Origin of the sequence: Paenibacillus auburnensis (assembly GCF_927798115.1) — a bacterium.
In the GTDB taxonomy this organism is placed as follows: Bacteria; Bacillota; Bacilli; order Paenibacillales; family Paenibacillaceae; genus Paenibacillus_AQ; species Paenibacillus_AQ auburnensis.
Window position 1 is genome coordinate 196,275 of sequence record NZ_CAKMMG010000008.1, and the last position, 25,545, is coordinate 221,819.

A 25,545-nucleotide genomic window follows, 5' to 3' on the forward strand; every position below is an offset into this window, starting at 1 on the left:
AAAAATATGAATTAATTGCAGGGGGATATGAATCACCGGCGTCTAACGTTATGAAGAAGGAGGGGAGAACTACTTGGAAGAGGCAGAATGGATTTCAGCTGCGCTTAGCGGCCAAAGCCAAGCCTTTGGGCATTTGGTAACCCGTTATCAGGGCATGGTATACAGAGTATGCATCAAAATTACGGGAGAAGCCGAGTCGGCCAAGGATATGGCCCAGGAAGTCTTCATAAAAGCCTACAAGGCGCTCCCCTCCTTCAGGGGACAATCCTCATTCTCCACCTGGCTGTACCGGATTGCTTACAGGACCTGTCTGGACTGGAAACGGGCGAATGACAGAGAGTGGCGGCACCGCAGTACAGCAGATTATACGGAAAATGACTGGGTCACCTCACAGACACCGGAGCATGTTGCGCTCCGCAAGGAAGCCTCGGAGGAGCTGGACCAGAATTTAAACAGTCTCACAGAACCGTACCGGTCGGTCGTGCAGCTGTATTATTTTCAGCGTCACTCCTATCAGGAGATCGCCGAGCAGAAAGGTGTCTCGGTCAAAACAGTTGAATCACAGCTCTATAGAGCCAGACAGATGATGCGCAAAAGCGGGGAGGAATGGCGATGAATTGTGCTACAGTCAAAGAATGGATGCCACATTATATCGAAGGCATGCTGTCTCCAGAAGTGGAGCTGAATATCCGCCTGCACATTGAAGCTTGTCCCGACTGCTCATCATGGCTGGAGGAAGCTAGAGGGCTTGCTGCACTTTGGAGCGATATGGAACATGGAGTAGACACACTGGAACCTCTGGATTTTCCTGATCTTACCGGAGATGTGATGGCACATATTGAAAAGCTTGAAACGGGACGCCGGGAACGCGCCACAAAAGCGACCATGGCCAGACGCCGTACTGCACCGGGAACCTCGTGGATGCATTATGGAGTTGCTGTGGGCTTGACCTTCCTGCTGCTGCAGTTTGGTGTTTTTGAAAATTTGGCCTATGGAATCAACGAGATCAACGGACAGATGTCCACTTCGGTGACGGCGTGGTTTAATCCCAAGTGAGCTATAAATAGTAATACTTACAAAACTTGGTGAATGCTTCCGAAGCCAGTTTTGTACGAAGCGTAGTCACAGAAGGAATGCTCACAAAACTTTTAGGAGGATATAGGATGATTAAGAAAAAACGCTGGCTTACCTTTTTCCTGGCACTGGTTCCGGGACTTGGGCATTTATATTTGGGGTTCAAAAAGCTGGGTCTGCAATACATGATCGGAGCCTCGATGTGTATTATGTTCATCCCGTCCATGCCAATGGTATTCCCGTTCGCACTGGCTGCCCTATGGTTCTACCAGCTGTTTGATGCGCTGCAGAAGGCGGCCTGGATGAAGTTGGCGGCTGCCGAGCATGAACGGATGATGTTCCACCCCGACAGCTTCGGAGCTCCTTGGAGTATGGGAATGCCTCCTCATATACCAGATTATCCGCATGATGATGTGAATCCGGTTTGGGTAGGCATCGGCTGTGTAGCTGCAGGCTGCATGCTGCTGCTGATTACAGCGTTTCCGTGGCTCTGGCGCATCCTCTCCGATATGAATATCGGGTCGATCCTGCTGTCACTGGCTCTGATCGGATACGGCTTTAGAATGCTCAAAAATAACTCAAAAGTATAGAGAAATGGGGATTAAAAGCCATGGGGAGATGGAAAATCGGTAGCTTTACTGCCGCACTAGGCTGCATCGCAGTAGGAGTAATCATAGTTCTGGCCCAGATTGATGTGGTTTCATACGACACTTTGGGTTATCTGTGGCCGGCACTGCTTATTCTGTTCGGTATGGAGATGCTGATCCGGCTGTTCTTCCGTTCGGATGTGAAGACCCGTGTCAGCGGATGGGCCATTGTCCTGATTATCGTCCTGGTGGCTGCAAGCGGGGGACAGACCGTACTGGCCGGGGGAACACTGGGCGGAATCTTTGGCAAAACACAATTGACGCCGCTTAGCGGAACCGTGGAAGTGAAGCCGGAGATTAAACAGGTAAAGATTGATTTGCCAAGCGGAAAAGTGAAGATACAGGGAGTAGAAGGAGCTACCCTCAATTACGAGGGCAAGCTCGAATTGCCGGGCAGCTCGGAAAGCGAAGCGGCAAGTGCGATGGAGAAGAAATGGAAGGTGTCAACGGAAGGTGACACGCTGATTCTGAAGCTGGACCTGGAAACGAATTGGCTATCCGGTATTCATTTTGGGATCTATACCAAAGAGCCGTACTTGAACGTCAGTCTTCCGCAGAATCTGGCCTTGGAAGTTGAGACTAGCGACGGATCCATTGAAGCGGTCAGCCTGCAGGCAGGGCTCGAAGTGGACACCAGCAACGGGACTCTCGATATCCATGATATCAACGGAGGAGTCGATGCTCATACCAGCAATGGGACCATTAGCGTGCAGAATGTGCAGGGGGAAACCAAGCTTGTAAGCTCGAATGGCGCAATAACACTTACTAATATTGATGGTTCATTATCAGCGAAGAGCAGCAACGGCAAGATCAGTATTAATTCTGCTGTTACTGGCGACTGGGATTTCTCCTCGAGTAACGGTAAAGTAACGGTTAATCTGCCGGCAGCAACGGATGCCAAAATTAAGGCGGATACGAGCAACGGATCGCTAAAGGGCAACGTTAATTGGGAACGCGATGGAGATAATAATGGAACAGCGGTGTTAGGAAAAGGAACTCATCAGGTATCCTTATCTACCAGCAATGGCTCAATAACAGTCGATACAGCCGAATAATAAAAAGCAGGAGCATTCCTCCCACAGCATTATCGGGGGAATGCTCCTTTTTTGTAGTCAATGAGTGTTAGATTATGCCAGGTTACTTTGTCTGTACTGCTTACCAGGCATAAGCATTCGGAGCGGCACCGCCCGGACCCGGGAAGATTTCATCCAGACGCTTCAGTACGCTTTCATCCAGTACAACCTCAAGACAACGCAGTGCACTTTCCAATTGCTCCAATGTGCGCGGTCCGATAATCGGTGCCGTTACCGCCGGATTAGCAAGCAGCCAGGCAAGGGCGATGTTATCCTGCGGTTCGCCGAGATCGCGGCTTAAATCCGCAAATTGTTCCAGCTGATGTTTATATTGTTCTACACGCTCCGGATTACCTCCGCTGCGGCTGCCCTCAATTTTCTTAAGTGCATTTCGGCCGAGTAGTCCACCGTCAAGCGGGCTCCAAGGAATAACGCCAAGGCCGAGATTCTGAGATGCAGGCAGCACTTCTAATTCAGGCAGACGGCAGGTCAGGCTGTACTTATGCTGCTCCGATACCAGCCCCAGGAACCCGCGTGCTTTTGCCTCCTGCTGGGCGACTGCAATATCCCATCCGGCAAAATTGCTGGAACCGACATAACCGATCTTACCTTGGTTTACGGCCAGCTCAAAGGCACCCCACAGCTCGTCCCAGGACACTGTACGGTCCACATGGTGCATCTGGTACAGTTCAATGTGATCGGTCTGCAGACGTTGCAGGGATCCTTCCAGATGGCGGCGGATAATGTAGGAAGAGAGACCGCTCTCGTCATTGGGTCCGTCAAGCTTATCACTCATAGCACCATAGACCTTAGTAGCCAGCACGACCTTTTCCCGCCGTCCCCCGCCAAGCTTGAACCAGCGTCCGATAATTGTCTCTGTGAGCCCGGAGTTTTCGCCCCAGCCGTAAATGTTAGCGGTATCAAAAAAATTGACTCCGGCATCCAGTGCGGCGTCCATAATCCGGAAAGCTTCCTTCTCGTCCGTAATCGGACCGAAATTCATCGTGCCCAGGCAGAGGCGGCTAACCTTAAGCCCTGACTTACCCAGCTTCGTATACTGCACTTCACCATCACTCCCTTACGATATTGAGTAGCGTCCAAAGATTAATAACAACATACTAATTGTAAACAACTTAAGAAATAAGAGCAAATTCCGGCCCGGTGTATTAAAGGTCCGCAGCTTATGGAGAATTGATCTTATCTTATAGGCAATACCTATCACTTTCATAGAATCTATATCTTTGTCCTTTGGCCCCCGTTATGATACAACAATAGACAGAAGAACTATGTCTGCGTGCAGCAGAACATCTAAGGAGTGACGGAAATGAGCGAGGTTAAAAAAATCGCCGTAATCGCCGGGGACGGAATCGGACCTGAAGTTGTGGCTGAAGCGGAAAAAATATTGAAAAAAGCAGAGGAGCTGTTCGGCTACACCTTTGAAACCGAGCATGCGCTGTTTGGCGGAATTGCCATTGATGAGCGGGGAACTCCGCTGCCGGAAGATACGCTGGAAATTTGCCGCAGTGCGGATGCTGTACTGCTGGGAGCAGTCGGCGGACCGAAATGGGACAACAACCCGAAGGAGCTGCGTCCGGAAACCGGCCTTCTGGGTATCCGCAAAGCGCTTGGCCTGTTCTCCAATCTGCGTCCGGCAGTAGTGTTCGATTGCCTGAAGGATGCTTCTACCTTGAAACCGGAAGTACTGGAAGGTACGGACCTGATGGTGGTTCGTGAGCTGACCGGTGGCATCTACTTCGGTGAGAAGCTTCGCCGTCAGGGCGAGCACGGTGAAGAAGCTGTTGATACCTGCGTGTACAATGTAACGGAAGTGGAGCGCATCGTGCGCCAGGCTTTTGAGATCGCCGGTAAACGCCGCAATAAGCTGGCTAGCGTAGACAAAGCGAATGTACTGGAGACTTCCCGCCTGTGGCGTGAAGTAGTCAACAGAATCGCTCCGGAATATCCGCAGGTGGAGCTGGAGCATGTGCTGGTTGACAACTGTGCGATGCAGCTGCTGCGCCGTCCGTCGAGCTTCGACGTCATTGTTACTGAGAACATGTTCGGAGACATCCTGAGCGACGAGGCGGCAATGCTGACTGGCTCGATCGGCATGCTGGCTTCAGCATCGCTGGGTGAAGGCAGCTACGGCTTGTATGAGCCGGTACACGGCTCAGCGCCTGACATTGCCGGCCAGGGCCTGGCTAACCCGATTGCGACCATCCTGTCGCTGGCGCTCATGTTCCGCATGACCTTTGGCTACGAGGACGCCGCTGCGGCAATTGAGGCCGCTGTAGCAGAAGTACTGGATGCCGGACACCGCACCAGTGACATTGCTGTGGATAAGAGTAAAGCCATCAGCACGACTGAAATGGGCGATCTGATCGTTGCCGCAATCCGTAAAGCGTAAATCTACCACTGCAGTCCTCCTTTGACGCAGAAAAACAAAAAACTTCACAAAATGTTGCTTATTTATAATAATTATAAAAAAGTAATGAGTGTAATATTGACTTTGATTTGGTGCGATGATACCATTTGGTCTATAGCAATAAGTAAGTGACCAACACATTTAATCAAGAAAAGCACATTGCCTCAGCTCCCTTAAGGGCTGTTATGAGTGGTTGTTTTTCTTACATAATCAAAGGAGGATTTAAGCAATGGCAGAACGTTTGGTAGGTAAACAAGCCCCGGACTTCACAATGGAAACAGTTACGGGCGACGGTAAAGATTTTGGTAAGGTAAGCTTGTCCGACTATCGCGGCAAATGGCTTGTATTCTTCTTTTATCCGCTCGACTTCACCTTTGTATGTCCTACAGAAATTACAGCACTTAGTGATGCAGCAGCTGACTTCGCGGCACTCGATACTGAGATTCTCGGCGTGAGCATTGACTCCATCCACAGCCACAAAGCATGGATCACTACACCAAGAGACATGAACGGCCTGGGCCCAGTAAACTTCCCGCTGGCTTCGGACATCACGAAGAAGGTTGCAAGTGATTACGGCGTTCTGATCGAAGAAGAAGGTGTAGCCCTTCGCGGATTGTTCATCATCGATCCTGAAGGCGAACTGAAATATGAAGTGGTTAACCATAATGATGTAGGCCGCAGCGTTGAAGAAACACTCCGTGTGCTTCAGGCTCTGCAATCAGGCGGTCTGTGCGCTATGAACTGGAAACCGGGCGACAAGAACCTGTAAGGGCTGTCTGCTCTTTGAGAGAATGATGAAAACCTCCTTGCGGGAAGATTTCCCAGCGAGGGGGTTTTTTGCAACAAAACACCAGTTTCTGGCAGTAATGTCGTTTAAAAATAGGCGGAGCGGTTAATATATAGCCTAAAAGGAGAGGAATCTCCAGCAGGTTATTGTAATACAATAATACGAAATCAATGGAACATACCCAAGGAGGGTGAACAAAAATGAGCTTTTGCTGTGGAGCGAGTATGGTCGGAACGAAGGGAACCCTTAAACATTATCGCACGCAAGTCCATAATGTTCCCCTGCTTTTTTGCCCGGTCTGCCACCGGGTAGAGGTACATTACAAAGTCGAGAACGAGTATGAGATTCTGGCGGAATATGCTCATGGCGATGGAGTTAGCGACGTTGATTTTCAGGATTATGTAATGGAAGACGAAGAGGCAATCTTCGAGAATGTCATTAATATGGAGAGCGAAGATCCGCTGGCGATTGTTCGCAGTCAGATTGATATGGCTCTTGACCTGCTGGGCGTAGCCAAGCAGATTGGGGACAGCAAATGGGAGCGCGAGCTTAAGAAGCGCCTCGCAGTAATGAGTCAGCGGCGCCATCGCCTCCAGCAAAAAGCGTAAGGTCATTATTTTAATGCAAAATAAGTTCCGGATATAGTCTGTTACCAAAGCCTTCGCAACTGCTGCGAAGGCTTTTTTGACATATCAGATAGTATATATTCGGGATCCCCGACAAGGATCTGGATATACTTCCATGGAAATCCCACTGTGTCGGGAATTTTGCAGGGAAATGCAACCTAAGGCAGCGCTATAGGAGGCTTATTCCATTAGTAATAATATTTAGTATGCCTTAAGAATCATTTTAGTAAGTTTTTTGTCATTCGACAGTTTCTCTGATTGCGTTGTCTTCTTCTCTTGGATATGATTGGAATATAGTTGAAACGGTTGGATAATATAATACGATTTCCGAATGTTCTGGCGGCTTCGTCATATACTCATTTACATAGTAATTTGATGTCGCTTAAGCGTCTACGCCAAATGCAGTAAAAGGGGGAACTTCGTATCGTGATAAGCCAATATCAGGAAAGCTTGCTTTTGCCGGCAAGAATGTTTCAATCTGTATCAATGAACACCACATATGAAGATGTGCTAGAGCACATTGAGAGCGGAATTATGCTTTTTGACGAAGAAGGGGTTCTGGTTTTTGTAAATAAACAGATGTATGCTTTCCTTGAATTAGCTCGTCATTCACTCCTAGGCTGCACAATGACTCATCTGCTGGCGAATATTCAGTTAAGCCGGTTAAAAAGAAAGCAGGTGCTGCGAGCTTACCGGGAAATGGTGAGAAAAAACAAACCTACTTATGAATTCATAGATGAATATGGCCGTTATTGGCGGGCTACCCTGCGCTCAGGCGAGCAAATGAAGGGAAGCTATTTATTTATCCTTAAAGAGATTTCCGATTATAAGCTGATTGAGCAGACCGCTTATCAGAACGATAGCCTGGCCATGCTGGGCAAATTATCCGCTTCAATCGCCCATGAGATTCGTAATCCTCTGACAGCTATTCGCGGATTTATCCAATTACTGCATCCGCATCTGCATCAGCTGGGTAAAGAGGAATACGCCAAGATCATTCTGGCCGAGATTGACCGCGCTAATGACATTATTCACGAATTTCTGACGTCATCTAAACCTTCTGTTCCCCAAGTCAGCATGATTCCTGTGTCGGCATTACTGAAAGAGGTTGTATTGCTTACGGAGAGTGAAGCCTTAATGAAGGGCTGCCAAATTAATCTCCATCCGCTTCAAGGCGATATGATCATTTCCGGTGATGCCAAGCAAATGAAACAGGTAGTGCTGAATATGATAAGAAATGCTATGGAAGCGATTACAGAGCGCTCGGATGATTATATAGGCAAGATTGAAGTTGGGGCCCGCAGAGAAGGTGCAGAGGTCCGCATCTTTATTTCTGATAACGGAAAAGGGATGGATCTCTGCACACTCGACAGATTGTTTAATCCATTCTTTACAACGAAGGAAAACGGGACGGGGCTCGGGCTGTCCGTTAGTGACCGGATTATCAAGAATCATGGTGGCTGCATTTCTGTCAGCAGCAGAGTTAACGAAGGGACCCGTTTTGTCATTTCCCTGCCGCTAATTCAATAGCGGGAGCTGCAAGCTGATTTTTCAGAACCCATGCGTTATAATAAAAAATGCTAAAAGGCTGATTCCTGTGATGCACGGCTTAGTGCGGGAAGTCAGCCTTATCTGCGTTCTCATGGCGGATAGTGGTTATAGGAAGAACGGCTGGAGGGAAATATATGATCATTGAATGGAACAGCGGCGGTTCATCTGCTGCCATAACAGGCGATGCCTTATGTGTTATTGTATCCGAAGCCGAGCTGGAGCACGGCAGTCTTCCAGTATCGTGGAAGTCGAGAATAGAGCCGCTTGCCCAAGCCGGACTTTTTGCAGGGAAGCTAAACCAGACTTATCTATTGGCAGCCGGAGATTTGGTTAATCACCCTATTGTCATTTTGGCCGGAAGCGGGAAAAGAATGCCGGATGCAGAAGAAATAAGGGAACTGGCTGCCCAGATTTCCCGCGCTGCAATCCGCCACAAAATCTCGGGGCTTATCATTGAAATACCGGAGCTGCTCATGTCTCAGGAGGCTGTAACAGTAGCTCAGATGCTTACCGAAGGTCTTGTACTTGGGGGCTACCGCAGAAAGCATTACAAGCAGGACCAGCCCCCTTATAGAGGACTAACCTCTGTAGTGTTTCGTACGGAGCAGCAGACGGGGGAAGCGGTCAACGATAGCTGGAATCAGGGGATACAGCGGGGATTGGCCTTTGCGGAAGCGACGAATCTGGCCCGCGATTTGACCAACCTTCCCGGCAATTTGCTGACACCATCCACTCTAGCGGCGGCAGCCATTGAAGTGGCTGAGCGTCACGGACTCCCGGCTGAAGTGCTGGATGAACGTGAAATTGAACAAAAAGGCATGGGCGGTCTGCTTGCTGTCGGAAAGGGCAGTGTGCATCCGCCGCGGATGATAGCTATTCGTTACCAGGGAACCGGTGACTGGGAGAATGTAATAGGGATTGTCGGCAAAGGAATTACCTTTGACACAGGCGGAATCTCACTGAAAAGAGCGCCAGGGATGGAAGATATGATCAGTGACATGGGCGGGGCGGCGGCTGTACTGGGAGTCATTGAAGCACTGGGCAGACTGCGACCGCGGGTCAATGTGGTTATGGTCATCCCTGCTGCAGAAAATATGCCCTCAGCTGCTGCCTTTAAGCCAGGGGATGTAATAACCTCTCTTAGCGGAAGAACGGTTGAGGTGCTTAATACCGATGCCGAGGGCAGAATAGTACTCGGGGATGCATTGACCTATGCCATGGAATGGGGGGCAGAACGCATCATTGATGTAGCCACGCTTACAGGTGCGGTGCTGTCTATTCTGGGGGATATTGCTACCGGTGCTGTCACTAATGACGAGTCGTTTTTACAGGAGTTGCTGGCTGCTTCCAGGTTGTCTGGGGAGAAAATCTGGCCGCTGCCTGTGTATCCCGAGTTTCGTGAGATGCTGAGAAGTGAAGTGGCGGATATCCGCAACGCAGCCGGAAGATTCGGGGGTGCCACAACGGCGGGGTTATTCATCGGGGAGTTTGCTGAAGGGCGACCGTGGATACACCTGGATATCGCCGGAACAGCCTTCCTGTCCAAAGAGCGGGGCGTGAACCCTAAAGGGGCGACAGGAGTTATGGTGCGCACGCTGCTGGAATATTTACTGAATCTTACTAGCGGAACAGGATCAGAACAGGCTATTGCTTCAGCCGGTAGCTAAGAGGATATCAGACGAAAAGCCGCAAGGCTCCAGGGTTCAGGAGCTTTACGGCTTTTTGTAATCAAAATGAAATCGGTAAGGTATGAAGGGCTGACTTACAGTGTTCAGCCGTTCCGTTTAGCCTTCACTTGCGAGGTAAAGGATTGGATGCCCTCCATAATCTTATCGCGTGCGTTCTTGTTTTTCAGCAAATAAGCGGCTCCCAATGCTGCGGTAGTAAATAACGTTTTTTTAGTATTCATGGTTATTCCTCCTTAGGTTGTGGTCTGGCTGCAATTGCTTATAACAAACATACCCGATTGCCAAGGAGTTTAAACCTGCTGTATGAAGTTGGCAGCTGAAATACCGCTGATTTAGAGCTTGCTGTCAGCCGTGCCTGAAGAGCAGGAGAAGGGTGAATCCATCGATGCAGCCGGGCAGCTTTTGCTTTTATCACAGCCAGCGCAAGCACCTTGTTTGCCTTTTTGAACATGCCGGTAAATCATCCAGCCGGAATAACCGAACACTGCAGCTACAATCACAATATTGACTATCATTGTTTGTCCCCGCTTTCTGCAAGAAAGTCTGCCAATCCAGGCTTTACGACCATCCCAATAAACTTCCGCCTTGGAAAATAATAAATGATACCATATACGCCAGTACCAGGGAGTAGCCCATGGAGAAGAAGGTCCACTTCCAGGAAGCTGTTTCTTTTTTAATAACCCCTACAGTGGCCAGACAAGGAATGTAGAGCAGGATAAAGGCCATGAAGCTGATGGAGCTCAGCGGTGTAAATACCTGTGAGATCTGACTTTCCAGTCCGGCAGTATCCGGAGTGTGATAGATAATGTTCATGGTGGAGACGACAACCTCTTTCGCAAGGAAGCCGGGAACCAGCGTAGAGCCTGCCTGCCAGGTTCCGAAGCCGAGCGGGTGCAGCAGCGGTGCAATCAGCCCGCCGAATTTAGCTAAAAAGCTGTTATCCATGTCCACATTGAATCCGGTTGGCCCGGCATAGGACATCAGCCAGATAATTACGGAACCGGCAAGGATAATGGTACCTGCTTTGCGCAGGAAGCCTTTGCCTTTCTCCCAAGTGCTGCGGCCAAGCGTCTTGAGCTGCGGCATGCGGTAAGGAGGCAGTTCAATGATGAAAACGGACGATTCATTCTTGAATAGGTGTTTGGAGAACAGCTTGCACAGGATCAGTGCGAATACAACTCCGAGCACATACATGGACATAACAGCCGTTGCCTGCTGGGCCGGGAAAAACACTGCGGCAAATAATAGATAAACCGGCAGCCGGGCAGAGCAGGACATGAGCGGCAACAGGAGAGTTGTGAGCATCCGTTCTTTAGGCTGTTCAATGCTGCGTGCAGCCATGATAGCCGGTACATTACAGCCGAAGCCGATAATAAATGGGATAAATGCTTTGCCGTTTAACCCCATTCGTTCCATTGTGCTGTCCATGAGCAGACAGACACGAGCCATATATCCGGAATCCTCCAGGAAAGAAATCATCAGGAACAGAATGAAAATCTGCGGAACGAAGACAACCACGCCTCCTACCCCGCCGATAATACCGTCTACAATCAGCGCATGCGTAAATCCTGATGCCCCGATAGTCTGGAGCAGCGAACTAGCACCGTCACTGATAGGGCCGGAAATCCAGCCGTCCACGATATCAGATAAAGGTCCGCCGACCCAGTCGAATGTTGTTTTGAACATTGCATACATAAAAACAAGGAATAGAGGAAGTCCCAAAAATCGGTGGGTCAAAATGGAATCCAGTCTTTCCGTCAGATTATGCGGCTTCTGGGCTGTTGTATCCACTGCCTCAAGACATATGGAATGGATATATTCCTTACGGGTTGAACGAATCCATTGCGGCAGCGTCAGAGCAAGCCTCTTATTTTGCAGCTTGGTCTGACAAGCATCGCAGATTTCCATCAGGTGGCTGGTATTCATGCGTTTGCTCAGCAGCTCGAGCACTACAGGATTCTGTTCCAGCAATTGAAGAGCAACCCAGCGGTGGTTCGGTAAACCTGCAGTTTGCTGCAATTCATGCTGAATGGCCTCAATGGCCTGCTCCACGAGCTCGCCATAATGGAGCTTAAAGGTTACTGCAGGGATGCTTGATGTCTTTTCCAGGACACTTAGTACTTGTCCGCTGCCTTTGCCGGTTCTGGCAACCAGCGGCAGTACAGTAATGCCTAAATGCTTCTGCAGGATCTCGGGATTAACATAAATGCCGCGGGCTTTAGCGACATCGATCATATTGAGGCCGAGTACGGTCGGCTTACCATATTCCAGCAATTGCAGGGTCAGCAGCAGATTCCGTTCCAGCTGTGATGCATCCACAATATTAACCAGCGCTTCCGGCGATTCATCGATCAGATACTGCGCGGCAACACCCTCATCACGGGAAAGGGGGTGCAGAGAGTAGATTCCAGGTAGATCGATCAGCTTGCCGGCGCCATTCTTCAGGCTGCCCACCTTTTTCTCAACGGTTACGCCTGCCCAGTTCCCCACATATTCATAGGAAGAGGTTAATGTATTAAAAAGTGAGGTTTTCCCGGTGTTGGGATTACCTACGAGTGCTATTGAACTCATGAAACATTCACCTCAATCATGGAAGCTTCCTTCCGGCGAATCGCGAACAATTGCCCGTTACACTCCAGTGTAATCGGACCTAAGAAAGGGCCTTTTCCTTTTAAACGGATCATAACGCCTTCGGACACCCCGAGATCTGCAAGACGGCGTCGCAGGATAGGGTTCATACCTTCAATTCTATGAATGGAGCCTATTGAGCCCGGTTGTAGGCGCAGTAAAGAGCAGGATGTAGAGGCCATTTTGATCCCTCCAATAGAGACTGATAATCAATCTCATTTACTTTCTTGTACTGTAGCAAATTTTAATAAATTTTGCAGTGATTTATATCATAGCTTAAGTATGCTGAAAACAGTTATGGAACAGAACAGAAATAATCTTTACATTTTATTCTTCACTACAGTATGATTGTACGATAATGATTGCATAGTAATCTTATGCTGGCGGAAATAATGTAGGAAATGTTGAAGGGAGAACAAAATGGTGAAGAATAATCAAAGCAAAATTGTCGATTGCACGATTCGTGATGGAGGACTCGTCAACAACTGGGATTTTAGCGTAGAATTTGTGCAGAATCTGTATGCCGGTCTGAATGAAGCCGGTGTTGATTATATGGAAATCGGTTATAAAAATTCTCCTAAGCTGCTAAAAGGAGCAGAAGATGCAGGCCCATGGCGTTTCCTGAATGATGATTTCCTGCGCAAAGTTATCCCCCAAAAGGGAAACACCAAACTGTCGGCGCTGGTAGATATCGGGCGGGTGGACGAAAATGATATTCTTCCGCGCAGCGAGAGTATGCTGGACCTGATCCGTGTTGCCTGCTACAGCAAGGATGTCGACAAAGCGCTGCAGCTGGTGCAGACTTTCCATGACCGCGGGTATGAAACAACCATTAATATTATGGCTCTGTCCAATGTGATGGAGAATGAACTGCTGGAAGCCTTTGAAATGATTCGCGAAAGTGTCGTTGATGTTGTCTATATTGTAGATTCTTATGGCAGTCTCGATCATAACGACATGAAATACCTGGTGGACAAGTTCAAAACCCATCTACCTAACAAACGTCTGGGCGTACATACGCACAACAATCTGCAGCTGGCCTTCTCCAATACTCTTATTGCGGCTGAGCTGGGAGTAGAACTGCTGGATGCCTCCTGCTACGGAATGGGACGTGCCGCCGGGAACTGCCCGACTGAGTTGCTGGTTACCCACTTGAAGAATACTAAGTATACGCTGCGTCCGGTTCTTGATATTATCGAGCGTCTGATGATTCCGCTCCGTGAGAAAGAAGAGTGGGGATATATCATTCCATATATGATCACCGGCACTTTAGATGAGCACCCGCGCTCAGCGATGGCGCTCCGTTCATCAGAGGATAAAGATAAGGCTGTCGACTTCTATGACAAGCTGACAACGCCTGAGGTTAGTTTCGGAGATAAATAATCGTCTTCATACAAAAGTGCCGACCTCTGCCTCAGGGGAAGGTGCTTTTTCTTTTAAATATAAGTGGTGAGTGTAACTTTACAGGGCCGTACAGCCGATATTTAAATGTAGGGTTTAAATCATTCATTCATCTATATAGTAGATATCATTTTTTTAGACGCGAGGGACTTATGAGACAAGAAGAGAGAAAGACAATCCAAGCGGCGATTATAGGGGCCGCACTGTTCCTTCTAATTCAGATTTTCCGCACACCGCTTAGTCACATCGAGAATCAGGATGTACTGCTAGCGTTCTATCTTATTATCGGCTGCTGCAATATAGCTTTTGGTTTTGCGATTTTTGCCCAAGGATGGCTGTTTTTCTCCGACAAATTATCCAGAGCAAGACTTTATACCTCCGCTTTATTTTTAGGAGTATGCATCTTTGATTTTTTACACACCTTAAGTTTTGTAGGCATTCCTGCAATATCTTCTATTATCAGCGCAGATCAATCCCTTTGGCTGCTTACCTTCTCGCGTCTGGCCAGCGCATTTGGCATACTGTTTATTTTCAGCAAGGAAGACAAGCCTGTATCTGTAACGAGTAAAAAAAAGGTGTTCGGTGTATCGCTCGTATTGATAGCCCTTTCGCTGTCGGTTCTGATCTTCGGCCATTCCATAGCGCAGGGATTTCCGGACTATTCGTGGGTAAACACGGTGAAGCATCTGGTGGATATGGCGGTGCTGTTTGTCTATCTGCTTAGTGTCGGAATTATTGTATACCCGGGCAGGGTTGAGAAATCAGCCTCTTTGCTCATTATTATCCGCGCCCTGATCTTTTTCGCCTTGAGTCAGGTATTCTTCATGAACCTGTTAAGTGTCGGGGAGATGGACTATCTCTTTGGAATGCTCAGCAGCGGAATATCTTATTATCTGATGCTCACCGGGGTCTACCGGCTGACGATCGATGAACCTTACCATGAGAATCAGCAGGCGGAAGCACGGATTAACTATTTGGCGTATCACGATGATTTGACAGGTCTTCCGAATAGAAGGCGTCTGATGCAGCGTGTGGAAGAAATGATCCAGCAGAGTGAAAAAGATAAAAGCCATGGATTCTCGGCGCTGGTCATTATGAATATTAATCATTTTAAAAATATCAATGACTCTTTGGGGCATTACGCCGGCGATCTGCTGCTGCAGCTTGTTTCGGAGCGGTTTCAAAATGAGGTTCAGGTGAACGAAGAACTGTTCAGTATGGGGGCAGATGAGTTTGCCTTCTTGATGACGGAGCGGACCGGTGTAGAGAGCTGCCTGGTGCGTGCATCTGAGCTTTTGCGGCTGTTCGAGACTCCGGTGCAGCTGGAATCCGGTGAATATCATATCTCTCTGAGCCTGGGGATGAGTATCCACCCTGGTGATGGGGATACAGCAGAACAGTTGATCCAGAATGCGGATACAGCTGTCCATAATGCCAAAGAGCAAAATGTGGAGATCCGCCGCTATATACCAGCCATGCAGATGAAGGCCAAAGAACGCCTCAAGCTGGAAAATGATCTGCGCCGGGCACTGGAGCGGGATGAATTCTATCTTGTCTATCAGCCGCAGGTACGGCTTGAGACCGAAGAGATTGTCGGGATGGAGGCACTGCTGCGATGGAATCATCCAAAACGGGGGATGGTATCGCCTGTGGAGTTCATTCCGATTGCAGAAGAGAGCGGACTCATCGTTCCCATCGGTGAGTGGGTCCTGAGAACGGCTTGCCGGCAAAATAAAGAGTGGCAGGCAGCGGGATACCGCCCGATCTGTGTATCTATTAACCTGTCCATGCGCCAGTTTCTCCAGCCTAATCTGGCCGGTAAAATTGATGCCATCCTGCAGGAGATCGGTCTAGATCCTTGTTATGTGGATTTGGAAATTACGGAAAGCATGACCTTGGACAAGGAAACCGCTTTTGACCAGCTTAACCGCTTGAAGCGGCTTGGCGTATTCATCAGTATTGATGATTTCGGCACAGGCTATAGTTCCTTGCATTATTTGAAGAATATGCCGATTGACCGGCTGAAGATTGACCGTTCCTTCGTCTCTGAAGTGATGGAAGACAGCAATAATGCCGCAATTGTTTCTACGATTACATCCATGGCTCACCACTTGAAGCTGAAGGTTACCGCTGAAGGCGTGGAGAATAAAGATCAGCTAAACTTCTTGCGCCAGCAGCATTGCCATGAAGCACAAGGTTATCTGTTCAGCAAACCGGTAATAGCCGCAGAATTTGAAACGGAATTCCTAAAGCCATTAATGGGAGTATCTTTGTAAGCGGAGCGGGTAAGTCATTAGGGTTGCATTTTATTCATCGGAATGATACAATATCTTTTGTCTTCACTTTACGCTCGCGGGTGTAGTTCAATGGTAGAACTTTAGCCTTCCAAGCTAATAGCGTGGGTTCGATTCCCATCACCCGCTCCAATAATTAACTTCCGAAATCCTTGTTATGCAAGGGTTTTTTTTATTTGTTTATTTATTGAGAAAAATTTGCAAAAATGTATAAAAATATCTATTTCCAGTATACCCAAGCAGGACAGCGTTAACTGCATATTCTAAGGCTGTATCCACTAGCAAAGGAGGAAGGAATTCATGAGCGAGAACGTTGCCGGTTACGGCGGAGGATTGGGCGGTATGACATCAACAGCTGCAATTCTGGTGTTGTTTATTTTGTTGGTTATCATCTCTAAGGCATTTCTTGTTTAATCAGGTACCATGTATAAATAAGCCAGGGTTCCCGTAGTATCTGCGGGAACCCTGGCTTTATTGTTGTGAATGGCTTGCCTGAATTATACCGTCTTCAGGAACTCGACAATCGTAAGCAAGCCCTTATCAAAGTTCTCCAGGTTGAAGTGCTCATCCGGAGCGTGCAGGTTCTCGTCATCAAGACCAAAGCCCATTAGGACAACCGGTGCCTTCAGAATGCGGGAGAAGCTCTCCATAATCGGGATCGATCCGCCGTCTTTGGTGAAGAGGGCGCGGGTGCCGTATACTTTGCCAAAAGCATCTGCAGCCGTCTGCAGAATCGGGTTCGACGGATCAATGTTGAAGGCGCGCGCTTTTTCCATCTGCTTCACCTGTACCTTTGCCCCTGCCTGGATGTTGGCATTCAGATGAGCTTCAACAGCATCCAGAATATGCTGCGGATCCTGGTCACCGACCAGTCGGCAGGTAATCTTGGCATGAGCTTCCTTAGGAATGACGGTTTTGCTGCCTTCCCCCTGGAAGCCGCCGTAGACACCGTTAAGTTCAAGCGTCGGACGGGCGCCGACCCGCTCAACAAAGCTGTAGCCTTCTTCACCGTACAGCTGGTCGAGGCCCAGGGATTCTCTGATCTTCTCTTCATTCACACCCTGTTTGGCGAACTCTTCACGCAGGAGCGGGGAAAGCTCAGGTACGCCTTGGTAGAAGCCTTCAACGGCTACGCGGCCTTTATCATCGTGAAGCGAGCTGAGCAAGGAAACCAGTGCGTGCAGTGCATTGGGCACCCCGCCGCCGTAAGAGCCGGAGTGTAAATCTGTAGAAGCCGTATGGACGCTGACTTCAAGGGAGCAGAGGCCGCGGAGTCCTGTGCAGATCGCCGGGCGTCCGCGTTCCAGAAGTGCGGTGTCAGAGACGAGTACCGCATCCGCTGCAAGCTTATCCTTGCTTGCTTCCAGGAACGGCGGCAGATTTACGCTGCCGATCTCTTCTTCACCTTCGATACACAGCTTGATATTGACCGGCAGCGTACCTTCCTGCTTAAGGATAGCTTCGATGGCTTTGATGTGCATGAATACCTGGCCTTTATCGTCAGTAGCTCCGCGTGCATACAGCTTGCCGTCGCGGATTTCCGGTTCGAACGGAGGCGTTGTCCACAGGTGTAACGGATCTACCGGCTGAACATCATAGTGGCCGTAGACGAGAATAGTCGGCTTCCCTGGAGCATGCAGATAATCGGCATAAATCACTGGATGACCTGCAGTAGGATGGATTTCTATATTCTCCAGTCCGGCGCGTTTGAGGGTGTCAGTCAGCCAATGGGCTGCCGAGTTCACATCCTCTTTATGTACGGAAAGGGCAGAAATACTGGGAATGGCCAGCCATTCCTTCAGTTCAGCGAGCTGAGCTTCGCGTTCAGCCTGGAAATATTGTTCATAAGTCATAGTGAATATGTACCTCCTTGGAGTTTCGCTGCGCAAAACCGTCCAGATAAGCTAAAATCCTGAACCGGGCCGTTAATTGACCGCCGGCTAGTTTGGCAGTGTAATGCATCCATTATACTGGAGAACTCCCTATGGATCAAAACAGATTACAAATCGGCTTACCAGCCGATCCCGGGCCGGTGTTTATAATAGCGAGTATTTACAAATTAGACAGTTCTTTTACGGTTGTTGATTACGTTCAGTAACCATGCTAGACTTAACTGACCTATGGCGCAGAAAGGCACTATTCGTTGCTTAGGTTACATGGAGGTAACTATTATGGACCAATCATTGCCTGCACAAGGCCGGCTGCAGCCGCTGCTGGAGGATTGCACCATTACCCGGCAGATTCTGGACCGGGTTGGCGATAAATGGAGTGTGCTGATCATCGTTAATCTCGGTAACGGGCCCTTGCGGTTCAAGGAACTGCAGCGGCGCTCTGCTGGCATCTCACAGCGGATGCTGTCCCAGACCCTCCGCTTTCTGGAGCGGGATGGCATGGTCTGGCGTAAAGCTACACCCACGGTCCCCTTAACGGTTGAATACGGTCTAACTGCGCTGGGGGATTCCCTGCTGCAGCCGCTGACATCTCTGGTCGGTTGGGTAAACAGTAATCGTGAAGAAGTTACCAGCGCACGTATAAACTATGACAGCAGGCTGGAGAATGCCATAACGGCAGACGGCCTGGAAGAAACAACAGCGCCGCCAGCGGCGGAAGCGATAGGAGCGGAATAATAGTGTCAGCGAATTCACAATCAGGTTTGGAGCATGAAATGAAACAAGTTCAGACGGGAGAGATTCCCGCTTATATTTATACATATGCCTGTTCGGGGGACGAGCTGGATTTATGCGGGATGGAGCTTCGCTGTTTGTTTGGCCAAGCAATTCCTCCGGGTATCTTCGCCAGCAGTATTAATGTAGAAGTCAGCCGCAGCCCGTTTATCAAGGAACGGATTGATGTAATGTACGCCGGAGACAGCCTGCCGGAAATTTATAAGCAGACAGAGCAGGTAGAGGTGGACGGAAAGACCTTTAAGGTGATTTTTGTGAAGACCAATGATTTGTCCCCGGAGGAAAAAATAGAGTACGATGAACGCAGAGTGATTGAGCGGGAAATCGGCTTGCGCATCGAGGGAGAGGCGGATGTAAACCGTCCGGAGCTAGTGTATGGTATTGTAACACTGGGCGGCCGCTGGTACTTCGGTGCCTATCATAAGAACCAAGCGACCTGGTTCCGCCAGATGAAGAAACCGCGCAGTTACTCCATTGCGCTCAGTACGCGCGTGGCCCGGGCAGCGGTCAACATGGCTGTGCCGCAGCCGGCCGGTATCAGAGCTATTGATCCTTGCTGCGGCATCGGAACGGTAATGGTCGAAGCGTTGTCTATGGGGATTGATATTGTCGGGCGTGACATTAATCCCTTCATCGCGGCGGGAGCACGGACGAATATTGCCCATTTCGGCTTTGAAAGTGAGGTCACCCTGGGGGATATCGCTGACATAACTGAGCATTACGATGCAGCGGTTGTGGACATGCCTTATAATTTGTACTCCAGCATCACGCCGGAAGAACAATTTGATATCCTGGTCAATGCCCGCAGAATTGCTGACAGGGTTGTTATTGTAGCCATTGAAGCGATGGACGAAATGATCGCAGCTGCCGGGTTTGAAATTATAGACCGCTGTGTGGCCAAAAAAGGTCTGTTCTCCCGTCACTTGATGCTTTGCATATAACTTTATCCGCAGAAACATAAAAACTGGAGTGGAGGCGCTGCTGTGATGGAAGCGAAATGGTTAACCTGGGCCAAGGAAATTCAGGCCATTGCCCAGACGGGTCTTACATACGCCAAGGATGTTTATGATATTGAGCGGTATCAGGCGCTGCGTGAGCTTAGCGTAGATATTCTGGCGAATTATACATTTGAGAGCAAGGAGAAGATCCGGCTCGCTTTTGCAGAGGATGAAGGATACTGTACACCTAAGGTGGATATCCGCGGCGTTATTTTTCAGGACGGTAAAATTTTGCTGGTCCGCGAGAAGCTCGACGGTAACTGGGCGCTTCCCGGGGGCTGGGGGGATATAGGACTTTCACCAAGTGAGGTGGCTGTCAAAGAAATCGCTGAAGAGTCCGGTTATCATGCTGAAGCTATACGTCTGCTGGCTGTGCTGGACAAAAAGTTCCATAACCACCCGCCGGAGCCTTATCATGTATACAAATTTTTTATTCTGTGCCGGATTACAGGAGGAGAAGCATCGGAAGGTGTAGAAACTAACGGAGTCGGCTTTTTTGGTGAAGATGAACTGCCTGAGCTGTCGCAGGAACGGAATACAGAAAAGCAGATCAAGATGCTGTTCGAATTCTTAAAAAATCCAGAAAAGGCAGTCATTTTGGACTAGTAAACTGCATATAATGTATGACAAAGTGAAATATAAGTTTTATTTAGGCAAAAACTGGTTAATAATAATTATGAAAGCCTTTTCAAAAAAATCCGCTGAGCCTTTATATCTAAAAAATTATCCGGAAACATAACTTTTTGGGCCGGGCGGTCTACATTTTTTCCTCTACTGTGACGATAAGATATTTTAGGAGGGGATCGCATGGAACAAGAAGAGTTGAGACTTCCGCTTACACAGGAGAGTGTAACACGTCCTGCCGAAGGCAATATTGCTACCGGACTGGTATGGGGTATTCTGATCAGCATTCCCTTATGGATCTCAGTATTCGGCTGGATCACAGGAATCTGGCGGTAAACAGCGTCCGCAGAATTATATCCTACATGAATTGCAACTATACAATGAAGGCTGCCTCTCCGTCCCGGAAGAAGCGGCCTTTTTAATTCTCTGCACATATTGCTTCCACCAAAAAAAAAAGGCTGTGCCCCTGTTTAAGGATGGCACAGCTTTTTTGCTTCAGGTTATGGTCATTGGCTTCACATGCACCACACGGAAGTTCTCACACACTACTTTCATAGTAGGATCGAAAGGCATGCCGTAGCGATTAAATTCTCTTGTGAAATATACCTCGTGCTCATGACGCCACGAACCCAGCGAACGGTCATCTTCGCCCTCGGAATAAGCGAATTCCGCAGTCACTTCATTAAAAGGGACAGTCTCGATATGCGTTGTTTCGATGATTGCCCTCGGCACGCCGTCTCCATCCAGCAGGATGGAATGGCCGCCGATAAAAGGCAGACTCAATCCCTGCTTTTCGAACAGTACCTTATTGGAGGCAGTCCCTGTCTTAATTCCTTGCAGCACCAGTTCCAGGAGCTCGTTTGCCAGCCGGGGGCTGTCACCGAAGGCCCATGCACTGTCGTATTTATCCTTTACCTTCGGGTGCTCCTCTACATATGCGTTCCAATAGTCTGCTATAGCTGTGTTTTCTGTCATTCCACTCACCTTCGCCCCTCAAATTAATTCCGCTTCGTTCATCCAGGTGGTATATAAGTCATCCAGCTTGGCCTGCGCGGCATCCCGAGAGTGCTGAAGCTCAGCCAGCTTCAGTGCATCACTGGCGATGGAGGGCTCCAGCATCTCGGCATCTATCCGGCTCACCCGTTCTTCGGCTGCCGCGATCTCCTCCTCCCAGCGGACCGCGGTAAGCGGTTTACGTGAGGAAGCGGGAGGAGTGGAGCTGTTGCTTCGTGCGGAAGCGCTTTTTGGCGGACCGCCGGCTTTTGAACCGCCTGCCTCTGTTTCTGAAGAACGTGCAGCGGCTTTCTCGGCCTGCTTCTCTTTGTAATATTCATAATTCCCGGAGAATGCATGGAACCGGCCGTCTTCGATCGACCACAGCTTGCCGAAGCAGCGGTTAATGAAATAGCGGTCATGGGAAACCGCCAGCACAGTGCCGGGGAATTCCTCCAGCGCTTCTTCCAGCGCCTCGCGGGAATCAATATCGAGATGATTGGTCGGCTCATCAAGGATGAGCAGGTTCGGACGGCGGTGCATCAGCACCGCGAAGCGCAGCCGCGTCCACTCTCCGCCGGAAAGATTGGTGATGTCCTTAAACACATCACTGCCGAAGAAGAGGAAGCGGGCAAGCTGACCACGGGCTTCGCCTTCCTCCAGTCCGGCCTCTTCGCGGAAATAACGCAGTACAGACAGCTTGCCGTCCTCAGGAACGGCTTCCTGGGCGAGATAGCCTACAGCCGCCCGTGAGCCCAGTGCACAGCTTCCGCTGTCCGGGGCCTCCTGGCCGAGAATCATCCGCAGCAGGGTGCTTTTGCCGGCGCCGTTGCCTCCGATGAGTGCGGTGGTTTCGCCGTATCTCAGGATGTCGCTGGCTCCTGTGAAGAGGACGCGGCTGCCATAACTTTTGCTGATCTGGTCCAGGATAACGACCTGATTGCCGGTCCGGTCATCCTGCTGCAGCTGCAGATCCATCGCTTTGCGCTCCAGGACCGGACGTTTGACCTTGACCATACGGTCCAGCGCCTTTTGCATCGAGGCGGCCCGGCGGTGGAAGGAGGGGTTCGGCGGATTGGAGCGGTTGCCCCATTCGATCAGCCGCTTGATGCTTTCCTGCATCTGTTTGATTTTCTTTTGCTGCTCCTGATAATCGGCGAACTGCTGAAGCAGACGGGCTTCCTTCTCTATCTGATAACCACTGTAATTAGTGTGGTAGGTAATGGCTTCACCGTCTTCAATTTCAACCACCTTCCGGACGACGGCATCGAGGAAATAGCGGTCATGGGAAATGGCCAGTACGGTGCCTTCGTAGGTCTGGAGGTACTGCTCCAGCCATTCGATAGCCTCCATGTCCAGATGATTGGTCGGCTCGTCAAGCAGCAGAACGTCGGGTCGGCGCAGCAGCAGCTCTGCCAGACCGACCTTTGTTTTCTCGCCGCCGGAGAGGGAAGCGAACACGCGGTCATATTGGGAGGCAGCAATGCCGAGGCCTTGTGCGACGCGCTGGATGGAGGAGTCGATCTCATAGCCTCCGGCTGCTTCGAATTTCTCCTGCAGGCTGCCGTATTCCTTGAGCAGCCTGTTCCAGGCAGCTTCCTCAGTCCCGGCGTCCAGCCCGGACATTTGCTGCTCCAGCTCCCGCAGCCGGCTCTGCCACGCGAGCGGTTCGGCAAAGCTTCGCTGCAGAACGGCATAGACAGTTTCCTGAGCGTCGGCTTCTTGGATCTGTGCGAGCAGGCCGACAATGCTGCCCCGGCGGATGGATATTTGTCCTTGATCCGGACGTTCTTCTCCGCTCAGCAGCCGGAAGAGGGTGGTTTTGCCGCAGCCGTTGCGGCCGATGAGACCGATCTTTTCGCCCTGGCGGATATCGAAGGTGATGTCACTCAGTACGAGCTGGGCACCGTGGTATTTTTGAACGTTTTGACATGAGATGATCATGTGTATTCTCCTTTTTAGAATGCCCTGAGCCGCTTGATCAGGATGGAGGCCGGAAAAGAACATAAAAAAGCCGCGAGGAAATTTCCCCGCGGCCTTGAACAGTTCTCCGGTCTGGTTTATCCGTTGAAGTGTGGCTGGAAAGGCATTTCACAATGGTTTAGTGTTATTAAATTCTTGTAAATGGACAGACTTCTCCCGTTGTCGGCATTTACATGAACGATGCCAGACATGATTGTAATCAGCCGGCTATTAACACTATTAGTCACATTGTGATCCATTCTTCCACACCTCCTTCGTAACAAATTTAAAGCTAGTTTAACCAATATCTTCAGAATATGCAAGGGGGAAAGGGATTTTTTACCGCATATAACTCCGGCGGAACAAGTAGGATGTTAGGGGGCGGTGCTGGCCGCCCAAATTTTTTTACGGGAAAGAGGAGAGACTATGGCGATTTTTAACGGGCTTCTGGGCAATGCAACCCAGGTTGAGCTAGCCGATGTACAGCGGGAGTATGCGCGGATTCTGGCCCCTCAGGAGAAGATTGAACGGGCATATAAGCTAATCAGGGATATGTTTATTTTTACGGATAAACGGCTGATTCTCGTCGATAAACAGGGTGTAACCGGCAAGAAGACACAGTACCACTCTATACCTTATAAAAGCATTTCCCATTATTCCGTGGAGACGGCGGGCCACTTTGATCTGGATGCGGAGCTATGTCTGTATGTATCCGGCAGTGCCCTGCCGCTGAAGAAGACGTTCAATAAATCGGTCAATATTTACGAGGTACAGGCGGTGCTGTCGCAGTATATTTTGAAATGAAGGCCTGAGTGTTCCGGCAGCGGCTAGACCGTATAAGGAAGCAGAAACGCTCCATAGGCAAAAGCGGCAACAATCACAAGTGCAGGATGCAGCTTCAGCCACTTCATAGCGGCAAAAGCTATTACAGCAATGATGAGTGTCTGCCAGATCCCGATGGCTTCTGCCGGACTTTTCGCCATTTGAATCGTAAGCACAGTCATCATAATAGCGATTACCGGCTGTACGAGCAGAGTCATCCCTTTTACGACAGGAGACTGCTTGTATTTCTGCATGACCTGGAGCAGGATGATCAGTGCAGCGGCAGAGGGGAGAACGGTAGCGAGTAGCGAAACAATAACCCCTATCCAGCCAAAAACATCATAGCCGACGTAAGCGGCGATTTTCGTGGCAATCGGACCGGGCAGGGCATTGCCAAGCGCCAGCATATTGGAGAATTGCTCGTCGGTGAGCCAGCCGTAATGCGGAACTATTTCCTCATACATCAGCGGAATGGAGGAAGGGCCGCCGCCATAGCCGAGCAGATTAGCCATGAAAAATCCGAAGATCAGTTCTAGCCATTCCATTAGGCGGTCCCTCCCTTCTTATTCTTCCCCGCAAGTATCCGGTAATGAACCGTTCCGTAACTGAGATAGAGCACAATGACGATGGCCGGGTGCAGATGCAGCACTTCCAGCAGCACCAGCGCCAGTACGAGAAAAGCTGTTCCAATCCACTTTCCAAGCCCTTTGAAAGCTTTTTGTGCGAATTCGTACGCCATCATTCCGAGCATCACCGCGATGACGGGCGAAACGGCGGCGATCATTCCCGCTACGGTTTTGGAGCCGCTTAAATAATTGACGGCAGAGAGCAGGGCGATCATTGCGATACAGCTGGGCAGGATATGCGCCAGCACGGAAAGTATGGCCCCGCGGACTCCTTTTAGCTTATAGCCGAGATAGGCGGCCATTTTGGTGGCGATCGGTCCCGGCAAGGCGTTTGCGATAGCCAGCGTCTCGCCGAACTCGTCATCTGTCAGCCAGCCGTACCTGCTTACGGCATCATGCCGGATCAGCGGGATGACCGAAGGGCCTCCGCCGTAGCCGAGAATTCCCGTTCTGCACATCGCCACCGCAAGCTGCACATATTCTTTATTGGTCGATTTCACGGGACTCCCCCTAAAAGTTTAGAAACGTAGTCTGAGTTTGACTCATTCTATAACAACTGGTATGAGGGCAACTACTGCTCATGCCGTATTTGTGTAAATCTTTGTGCATGGCTCACAAAAACAGGCCGGCTGAATTTGAGTT

Annotated in this window: 27 protein-coding genes and 1 tRNA gene; 18 read left to right on the forward strand and 10 right to left on the reverse strand. The window is 49.7% G+C overall.

From position 1 onward, the window contains the following. The first annotated feature begins 73 nt into the window (after nucleotides 1-73). From L6H70_RS22420 to L6H70_RS22435, 4 genes are all read left to right on the forward strand, one after another. Complete coding sequence (locus L6H70_RS22420; protein WP_236336373.1) at nucleotides 74-616, forward strand: RNA polymerase sigma factor; 543 nt, start codon at nucleotides 74-76, stop codon at nucleotides 614-616. Continuing rightward, nucleotides 613-1,056 carry a zf-HC2 domain-containing protein gene (locus tag L6H70_RS22425; protein WP_236336374.1) on the forward strand — a complete coding sequence of 148 codons (444 nt, stop codon included), beginning with the start codon at nucleotides 613-615 and terminating at the stop codon, nucleotides 1,054-1,056. Before L6H70_RS22420 ends, L6H70_RS22425 begins: the two co-directional genes overlap by 4 nt. A 107-nt stretch (nucleotides 1,057-1,163) precedes the next feature. Then, nucleotides 1,164-1,664, forward strand: a complete 501-nt coding sequence (locus tag L6H70_RS22430; RefSeq protein WP_236336375.1) for a hypothetical protein — start codon at nucleotides 1,164-1,166, stop codon at nucleotides 1,662-1,664. Nucleotides 1,665-1,684: 20 nt separating this feature from the next. Then, the gene (locus L6H70_RS22435) at nucleotides 1,685-2,776 is read left to right on the forward strand and encodes a DUF4097 family beta strand repeat-containing protein (RefSeq protein ID WP_236336376.1); all 1,092 of its coding nucleotides are present in this window, start codon (nucleotides 1,685-1,687) and stop codon (nucleotides 2,774-2,776) included. Nucleotides 2,777-2,876: 100 nt separating this feature from the next. On the opposite strand, the gene L6H70_RS22440 is transcribed toward L6H70_RS22435, so the two are convergent. After that, nucleotides 2,877-3,857 (reverse strand): aldo/keto reductase, encoded by a 981-nt coding sequence (locus L6H70_RS22440; RefSeq protein ID WP_236336377.1) that lies wholly within the window; start codon nucleotides 3,855-3,857, stop codon nucleotides 2,877-2,879. Between the two features lie 261 nt (nucleotides 3,858-4,118). Here L6H70_RS22440 and leuB point away from each other — a divergent pair, with 261 nt between their 5' ends. The 5 genes from leuB to L6H70_RS22465 all read left to right on the forward strand — a co-directional run bounded on the left by leuB (nucleotide 4,119) and on the right by L6H70_RS22465 (nucleotide 9,850). Next, nucleotides 4,119-5,201: a 3-isopropylmalate dehydrogenase gene (leuB, locus tag L6H70_RS22445; protein ID WP_236336378.1), complete on the forward strand. Its 1,083-nt coding sequence runs from the start codon at nucleotides 4,119-4,121 to the stop codon at nucleotides 5,199-5,201. A 247-nt stretch (nucleotides 5,202-5,448) separates the two neighbouring features. Beyond that, the gene (locus tag L6H70_RS22450) at nucleotides 5,449-5,988 is read left to right on the forward strand and encodes a peroxiredoxin (RefSeq protein WP_236336380.1); all 540 of its coding nucleotides are present in this window, start codon (nucleotides 5,449-5,451) and stop codon (nucleotides 5,986-5,988) included. Nucleotides 5,989-6,206: 218 nt separating this feature from the next. Next, the gene (locus L6H70_RS22455) at nucleotides 6,207-6,614 is read left to right on the forward strand and encodes a hypothetical protein (RefSeq protein ID WP_054939362.1); all 408 of its coding nucleotides are present in this window, start codon (nucleotides 6,207-6,209) and stop codon (nucleotides 6,612-6,614) included. A gap of 444 nt (nucleotides 6,615-7,058) precedes the next feature. Further along, a complete protein-coding gene (locus L6H70_RS22460; protein WP_236336381.1) occupies nucleotides 7,059-8,162 on the forward strand; it encodes an ATP-binding protein in 1,104 nt (367 codons plus the stop codon). Between the two features lie 155 nt (nucleotides 8,163-8,317). Further along, on the forward strand, nucleotides 8,318-9,850 hold the full coding sequence (locus tag L6H70_RS22465) for a leucyl aminopeptidase (protein WP_236336382.1): 1,533 nt from the start codon (nucleotides 8,318-8,320) through the stop codon (nucleotides 9,848-9,850). A gap of 104 nt (nucleotides 9,851-9,954) precedes the next feature. Here L6H70_RS22465 and L6H70_RS22470 read toward each other — a convergent pair whose 3' ends face one another. From L6H70_RS22470 to L6H70_RS22485, 4 genes are all read right to left on the reverse strand, one after another. Next, a complete protein-coding gene (locus L6H70_RS22470; RefSeq protein ID WP_236336383.1) occupies nucleotides 9,955-10,092 on the reverse strand; it encodes a hypothetical protein in 138 nt (45 codons plus the stop codon). 111 nt (nucleotides 10,093-10,203) lie between these two features. Beyond that, nucleotides 10,204-10,386 (reverse strand): FeoB-associated Cys-rich membrane protein, encoded by a 183-nt coding sequence (locus L6H70_RS22475; protein ID WP_341482756.1) that lies wholly within the window; start codon nucleotides 10,384-10,386, stop codon nucleotides 10,204-10,206. 43 nt (nucleotides 10,387-10,429) lie between these two features. Continuing rightward, a complete protein-coding gene (gene feoB / locus L6H70_RS22480; RefSeq protein WP_236336384.1) occupies nucleotides 10,430-12,442 on the reverse strand; it encodes a ferrous iron transport protein B in 2,013 nt (670 codons plus the stop codon). Then, the gene (locus tag L6H70_RS22485) at nucleotides 12,439-12,681 is read right to left on the reverse strand and encodes a FeoA family protein (RefSeq protein WP_054939366.1); all 243 of its coding nucleotides are present in this window, start codon (nucleotides 12,679-12,681) and stop codon (nucleotides 12,439-12,441) included. Before L6H70_RS22485 ends, feoB begins: the two co-directional genes overlap by 4 nt. A 238-nt stretch (nucleotides 12,682-12,919) precedes the next feature. Between L6H70_RS22485 and L6H70_RS22490 the strand changes: the two genes are divergently transcribed. From L6H70_RS22490 to yjcZ, 4 genes are all read left to right on the forward strand, one after another. Then, on the forward strand, nucleotides 12,920-13,882 hold the full coding sequence (locus L6H70_RS22490; protein ID WP_054939367.1) for an aldolase catalytic domain-containing protein: 963 nt from the start codon (nucleotides 12,920-12,922) through the stop codon (nucleotides 13,880-13,882). A gap of 170 nt (nucleotides 13,883-14,052) precedes the next feature. Next, complete coding sequence (locus L6H70_RS22495; RefSeq protein ID WP_236336385.1) at nucleotides 14,053-16,176, forward strand: bifunctional diguanylate cyclase/phosphodiesterase; 2,124 nt, start codon at nucleotides 14,053-14,055, stop codon at nucleotides 16,174-16,176. A gap of 76 nt (nucleotides 16,177-16,252) precedes the next feature. After that, nucleotides 16,253-16,326, forward strand: a tRNA-Gly gene (locus tag L6H70_RS22500). 168 nt (nucleotides 16,327-16,494) lie between these two features. After that, nucleotides 16,495-16,608 (forward strand): sporulation protein YjcZ, encoded by a 114-nt coding sequence (yjcZ, locus tag L6H70_RS22505; protein ID WP_236336386.1) that lies wholly within the window; start codon nucleotides 16,495-16,497, stop codon nucleotides 16,606-16,608. An 83-nt stretch (nucleotides 16,609-16,691) separates the two neighbouring features. On the opposite strand, the gene L6H70_RS22510 is transcribed toward yjcZ, so the two are convergent. After that, nucleotides 16,692-18,047, reverse strand: a complete 1,356-nt coding sequence (locus L6H70_RS22510; protein WP_236336387.1) for a dipeptidase — start codon at nucleotides 18,045-18,047, stop codon at nucleotides 16,692-16,694. A 318-nt stretch (nucleotides 18,048-18,365) separates the two neighbouring features. Here L6H70_RS22510 and L6H70_RS22515 point away from each other — a divergent pair, with 318 nt between their 5' ends. The 4 genes from L6H70_RS22515 to L6H70_RS22530 all read left to right on the forward strand — a co-directional run bounded on the left by L6H70_RS22515 (nucleotide 18,366) and on the right by L6H70_RS22530 (nucleotide 20,836). Then, nucleotides 18,366-18,821 carry a winged helix-turn-helix transcriptional regulator gene (locus L6H70_RS22515; RefSeq protein ID WP_236336389.1) on the forward strand — a complete coding sequence of 152 codons (456 nt, stop codon included), beginning with the start codon at nucleotides 18,366-18,368 and terminating at the stop codon, nucleotides 18,819-18,821. A gap of 38 nt (nucleotides 18,822-18,859) precedes the next feature. Beyond that, nucleotides 18,860-19,819 (forward strand): TRM11 family SAM-dependent methyltransferase, encoded by a 960-nt coding sequence (locus tag L6H70_RS22520; RefSeq protein ID WP_236336391.1) that lies wholly within the window; start codon nucleotides 18,860-18,862, stop codon nucleotides 19,817-19,819. 45 nt (nucleotides 19,820-19,864) lie between these two features. Continuing rightward, on the forward strand, nucleotides 19,865-20,482 hold the full coding sequence (locus tag L6H70_RS22525; RefSeq protein ID WP_236336392.1) for an NUDIX hydrolase: 618 nt from the start codon (nucleotides 19,865-19,867) through the stop codon (nucleotides 20,480-20,482). 201 nt (nucleotides 20,483-20,683) lie between these two features. Next, complete coding sequence (locus L6H70_RS22530; protein WP_236336393.1) at nucleotides 20,684-20,836, forward strand: hypothetical protein; 153 nt, start codon at nucleotides 20,684-20,686, stop codon at nucleotides 20,834-20,836. A gap of 159 nt (nucleotides 20,837-20,995) precedes the next feature. On the opposite strand, the gene L6H70_RS22535 is transcribed toward L6H70_RS22530, so the two are convergent. Next, the gene (locus tag L6H70_RS22535) at nucleotides 20,996-21,475 is read right to left on the reverse strand and encodes an ASCH domain-containing protein (RefSeq protein ID WP_236336394.1); all 480 of its coding nucleotides are present in this window, start codon (nucleotides 21,473-21,475) and stop codon (nucleotides 20,996-20,998) included. A gap of 18 nt (nucleotides 21,476-21,493) precedes the next feature. Beyond that, nucleotides 21,494-23,437 carry a ribosomal protection-like ABC-F family protein gene (gene abc-f / locus L6H70_RS22540; protein WP_236336395.1) on the reverse strand — a complete coding sequence of 648 codons (1,944 nt, stop codon included), beginning with the start codon at nucleotides 23,435-23,437 and terminating at the stop codon, nucleotides 21,494-21,496. A gap of 444 nt (nucleotides 23,438-23,881) precedes the next feature. Here abc-f and L6H70_RS22545 point away from each other — a divergent pair, with 444 nt between their 5' ends. Next, nucleotides 23,882-24,259: a PH domain-containing protein gene (locus tag L6H70_RS22545; RefSeq protein WP_054939376.1), complete on the forward strand. Its 378-nt coding sequence runs from the start codon at nucleotides 23,882-23,884 to the stop codon at nucleotides 24,257-24,259. 23 nt (nucleotides 24,260-24,282) lie between these two features. On the opposite strand, the gene chrA is transcribed toward L6H70_RS22545, so the two are convergent. Both chrA and chrB read right to left on the reverse strand, forming a co-directional pair. Continuing rightward, complete coding sequence (chrA, locus tag L6H70_RS22550; RefSeq protein WP_236336396.1) at nucleotides 24,283-24,822, reverse strand: chromate efflux transporter ChrA; 540 nt, start codon at nucleotides 24,820-24,822, stop codon at nucleotides 24,283-24,285. After that, nucleotides 24,822-25,403, reverse strand: coding sequence for a chromate efflux transporter ChrB (gene chrB / locus L6H70_RS22555; protein WP_279306787.1), 582 nt, complete (start codon nucleotides 25,401-25,403; stop codon nucleotides 24,822-24,824). The genes chrA and chrB overlap by 1 nt, the downstream gene beginning before the upstream one ends. Between the last annotated feature and the right edge of the window lie 142 nt (nucleotides 25,404-25,545).